Source organism: Pedobacter sp. 01N416, from assembly GCF_056399685.1.
On record NZ_JBFTRT010000498.1, the window covers coordinates 1 to 3,873 of the forward strand.

The 3,873-nt window shown below is 38.1% G+C and carries 3 protein-coding genes and 2 tRNA genes; 3 read left to right on the plus strand and 2 right to left on the minus strand.

Annotated features, from left to right (window positions below; genetic code table 11):
* Positions 1-991, plus strand: a 991-nt coding sequence (locus AC1DND_RS22250) for a pectate lyase family protein (protein ID WP_477584792.1), incomplete at its 5' end; no start/stop codon positions are given.
* A 287-nt stretch (positions 992-1,278) separates the two neighbouring features.
* On the opposite strand, the gene AC1DND_RS22255 is transcribed toward AC1DND_RS22250, so the two are convergent.
* Positions 1,279-1,998, minus strand: a complete 720-nt coding sequence (locus AC1DND_RS22255) for a M15 family metallopeptidase (RefSeq protein WP_477584793.1) — start codon at positions 1,996-1,998, stop codon at positions 1,279-1,281.
* 293 nt (positions 1,999-2,291) lie between these two features.
* On the opposite strand from AC1DND_RS22255, the gene AC1DND_RS22260 reads away from it, so the two are divergent.
* Positions 2,292-2,367, plus strand: a tRNA-Gly gene (locus AC1DND_RS22260).
* Between the two features lie 68 nt (positions 2,368-2,435).
* Positions 2,436-2,519, plus strand: a tRNA-Leu gene (locus AC1DND_RS22265).
* Between the two features lie 960 nt (positions 2,520-3,479).
* Here AC1DND_RS22265 and AC1DND_RS22270 read toward each other — a convergent pair.
* The coding region (locus AC1DND_RS22270; RefSeq protein ID WP_477584794.1) for a hypothetical protein at positions 3,480-3,873 on the minus strand (394 nt) is incomplete at its 5' end.

Below are 3,873 nucleotides of genomic sequence, written 5' to 3' on the forward strand. Positions count from 1 at the left end.
CCTTGCAACAACCGAAGCTATATGTTATGCCAAAGCCTGGGCATCGCAAAACGGCGGCACTACCGGCGGTGGAGAAGTCAGCTCCACGGTGGTTACAAATTATGCATCGTTAAAGTCGGCAATAGAAAATACAGCAATCAAGGTAATCCAGGTCAATGGCACAATAACAGTACCTTCTGGCGGAAGGATTTCCTTTCAGGACCAGACCGGAAAAACGCTCTTTGGGTCTACTAGTGCAAAGATCGTTTCAGCTGATCAGACCAAGGCCGGCTCAGGGATAATGTATGTAAAAAGATGCAAAAACATAATTATCCGGAACCTGATTTTTGAAGGTCCGGGCGCTTACGATGTTGACGGCTGGGATAATGTTACCTTAGATGCTTCTACCAATGTTTGGGTAGACCACTGTGAATTCAGAGACGGCGTTGACGGAAACTTTGACATCAAGGCTGCTTCCGATTTCATTACAGTTTCCTACTGTAAATTCACCTATCTGAAAGCACCAAGAGCAGGTGGCCCAGGGGGATCAGATGATCATCGCTTTTCTAACCTGATTGGCTCAGGTGATGATGTTACTTCGGACAGGGGGCATTTCCGTATTACTTTTGTACGCTGCTGGTGGGCCCAGGGCTGCGTTGGCAGGATGCCAAGAGTAAGGTTTGGCAAGGTACATCTAGTGAACAACTACTTTAACAGCACGGCAAGCAAAAACTGTATCCAGGCTGGTTTCGAATCAAATCTGTTGATCGAGTCGAATGTATTCGAAAATGTTAAGATCCCGATCGATCTGATGAACAACAGTGCAACAGCGCTTCAGGTGAAAAACAATATATTTACCGCTGTCACCGGAAATACTACAGGTAATGGTGTAACGGCTTTCACTCCGCCTTACAGCCTTACTGTGCTTAATGCTTCAACAGTAAAAGCAAATGTTACAGCTTCCAATGGCGCAGGGGCTACACTTTCGGGTAATACCTGTACATCTCTATAGTCCATACATCATTTAAGTAAAAACAGGGACTTGACAGTAGCATGTACAAACGGTTAATTTAAGTTGATTAATATCCTAAAACAAAACCAAGGATGGATCTTTCATGCTTCCAACCTTGGTTTTATTCATCCCCTCTAATGATACCAGGGCAGAACCGCTGGTAAAACCATTTGACGATATTACATTTAATTAAGAATTTTAGAATAAAAGCATGGTAAAAGTTGATTTGGAAATAATTTCCAGAATATAGATTAGCGGTTTAATTTATTTAATGTTCTACGTTTTGATCATTTAACCAGATATCTATTATTAACATATCCTTTAATGCCTTCAAAAACCACATTACTCCATTCGCCTTCTCTCGAAATTTCGCTAAGATAATCGCCTTTTAAAATAACTTTTTTCTTTCTCGAAGTAATAGATGGTCCTGTTCTAAGGTTTAAAGCTGCTTTTGCCCTGTAGAGGTTGGCTACGTTTAGCGCAGCTCTTTTTAAATTGACATAACCATTTTTTTGATCGCCAATATTCCATTTGGCCTGCAATTGTTGCCAGGTATAACCAAAATCGAATTGAAAATGTGGTGGATCTTTAAAACTCTTCCAATCACCTCCCCACTCCCAGCCGTTGGCCTTAAAAACGGCAACTACTTCTGTCCAATCGGCAATATCATCTTCGTCGAAATCTTTAACCATATTCCACGAAGTTTCCTTACCATCTATAAGCAGCACAAAATCCATCGCTAAACCATAATTATGTATCGATTGACCTGCCTTTGCATTAGTCACAATATTTCCCATCGGCTTACTTTTCGATTTGCCATCAGGGTTAACCACAGTCCGGCCCAATTTATATAAAGCATCTTGCTCCTCAAACGTGCGCAAAGTAGCAGTTATTCTGGCTTGTGCCCTACCCGTTAACTTTAATTCGGCTTTAGAAAAAGTCTCTGTTGCTAAAGCCCTTAAATCAGGGTGTAATAATTGAATTCTGGTTTGGCTTAATTTATCCATATATTAAAGTTTATAAACCTTTTTACTTTGGCACAAGCAACGATTACAAACGCTATTAGAATAGATAATCCATTAGGTAACAAACATAAACTTGAAAAGTTCTACATCCGAGAAGGCCTACATTAAGCTCCAGAACAACAAAAAACCTTATAAATCCTAATTTCAAGAAATTTACCGCGCTGATTTTTAAGCATTAAGAATTTCATCCTAAAAATTTATTTTATTTTTTTGCTTTAAAAACTTTAATTCCTATATTTGCAACCCCAAAGGAATACAACACTATGTATTAATTTGCGAAAGTAGCTCAGTTGGTAGAGCACGACCTTGCCAAGGTCGGGGTCGCGAGTTCGAATCTCGTCTTTCGCTCCAAAATGCCTTCCTACCAGAAGGCATTTATTTTAAAGTTAACCTACCGAAGGATTTCGGAACAGGCTAATGCTCGGGTGGTGGAACTGGTAGACACGCAGGACTTAAAATCCTGTGCTTTCAAAGGCGTGCGGGTTCGATTCCCGCCCCGAGTACTTAAGGAAACGAACTACATGTTCTGTTTCCTTTTTTTATGAACCTAAATGCCTGAATTGCAAACTTTTAAAAAACAAGACCTAAGTATTCTACATTAGTAGAATTTATTGCAACACTATCTAGTTACATTTTGAGTGTTCAATGCTCCCGAAAGGTTTACGCTATATTTTTGACAGTTTCTAGCTATCAAATACAAAAAATTTAGAATAGCATTCGCTTCGTATTCATCAACAATAATATTATTCTTCGCAAGAATRGATGTTGCTCGTTTGATTGACATTTTTTTCTCTTGAAATTTCATTTTTCATATTATTTGGGTTCCATGATTATTTCCTTTTTAATAAAATTTTAGGAATGTGCTTTCTGGCTGTATAAAAAGTGCACCTATCTGAAAATTAACTCTTTGGGGTGGAAATAAACTCACTATTTCTTTTTTATCTGATGTATCTAGAATTTCAAAATTTTTGAATATGTCATTGACAGATTTACTTTCTAGCTTAGATTGGGTATTCAGGAAAAATGGCCGCACGTTCCTTTTTCAAACTGACGCTCCATTCCGCTTCAAACCGACACCTGATTACAGAGCAAAGTGGCCGTTTTGATTGCCTTAGCTGCTTTTTTAGATTATAGCACCAAGGAGTAATTGGTCGAATTTAAGCGAAATGGAGGCTGTATGAAGCTCTAATGGTCAAAGGTAAGGGCTAATCTATCAGCCCTTCTAAGCCGCTATCGCATTTTTTTGGGGATCTCGCGTAACTTGCAGTATCCAGAGGGTCTGTTTTGGGCTATTTTGAGTTCCTGGACGGGTTATTTCGTAAATAGCTGAATCTAGAAAGCAGTTGGGAGGAGTTGTTGGTATTTGTTCAGAGGGAAAGGAACAATATTGTATTTACTCGGCAATCCATTTGGCGGCCACTTTGCACTGAAATGGAGGGGTTCACTATTAGTGAAATATGCAATCATAATCCCTCCATAGTAAAATAGGCAGCTTTTTTTATAAAATTATAACCAGCATTATCAATGGCATCCAACGTAAATCGATACTTTCTGTCATCAATATAAAACTCCTTAGAAGAATCCTCTTGAATAAAGAAATTATATTTTAAGACATCTTTATCATCCCTGATATTGATTACAGCATAATCTTTTGAATTACTTACTTTAGAAACTATAATTTTATAGTTGTTAAAACGACGAAAATATCCTTTTTTAGCCCAGCTAGAAATGTAGTTATTTGAACTGTCAGATTTTAATCTATCTACCTCATCTTCTAAACTACCTTCTTTAATTGGTAAAAAATTGACTATTTTTTTTCTAACATAACAAGCATAGTTCATTGCACCTCCTTCAAGA